The organism is Natronolimnohabitans sp. A-GB9 (assembly GCF_030848565.1).
Lineage (GTDB): Archaea > Halobacteriota > Halobacteria > Halobacteriales > Natrialbaceae > Natronolimnohabitans.
In genome coordinates this window covers 1-845 of record NZ_JAVDDV010000069.1, presented here as the reverse complement: position 1 = coordinate 845, position 845 = coordinate 1, and the positions used below count along the sequence as shown (strand labels likewise).

The following is an 845-nucleotide window of genomic DNA, read 5'->3' as shown; positions in this document are numbered from 1 at the left end:
GCTTCCTGGGACGAACGCAGACACTGTCGTTCCTGACGGAACGAAGTGTCATAGCCAGCAGGACCACTGCACCCACCACGACGTCAACGTCACCCTCGGACAGATCACCGAGGGTGACGACACGGAAACCACGCTCTTAGACGTAAATGTGGACGAACCGTGGGCTGAGACAGCAGAAGATCTCAAGGAAAAGGAAGCGGTCACTGACGACGCTGCGGTCGTCAGTGACAGCGAAAACTCCCTCGTTGATGCGTTCGAAGCCAGCTATCGATCTCACCAGCTCGACCTTGTTCACGTTGGTCGAACGCTCAAGTACAAGCTGTGGAAGGACGGTACTTTCCCACTTGAAAAGCGGAAAGCGATCGCCTCAGACGTCACTAACGACCTGTTCCACCTGAAGAACTCAGTTGCGCTTCACGCACCGAAGAATGAGCGTTTGGCGATCCGCGAGCGGATCGACCAAACGCTCGAGAACCTCACGAAGGAGGCGTGGCGCTTAGAGCAACAGGATTCTCCAAAAGCAGCGGCGTACCTCCGAAAATGGGCTCAAGCAACCGTGACGTTCGCCGAACTCGCGCTCGAGGGACAAGAGATACCGTGGACATCGAACGTGGTTGAACGAGCCATGGGAGAAATCTCGAAGCGGTGTAAAAACCAGTGGATGCGATGGACAGAATCCGGCTTAGAATCGCTCCTCTGGCTCAATCTCGTGAAATATGCCGATCCTGAGCAGTTCGCGGCGTTCGCCGACGAACTGCTCGAGCGATCAGCCAAAACAGCCATCACAATGGAGGTGTCAGTTGACGCTACCAGAGGCGAACTCTAGACGAGTTTGTGACGGGACC

General features: G+C 55.6%; 1 pseudogene. It reads left to right on the top strand.

What is annotated here, in order from left to right:
• Positions 1-826: pseudogene (locus tag RBH26_RS21315) on the top strand (ISH6 family transposase); the annotation flags it as partial.
• Positions 827-845 lie beyond the last annotated feature (19 nt).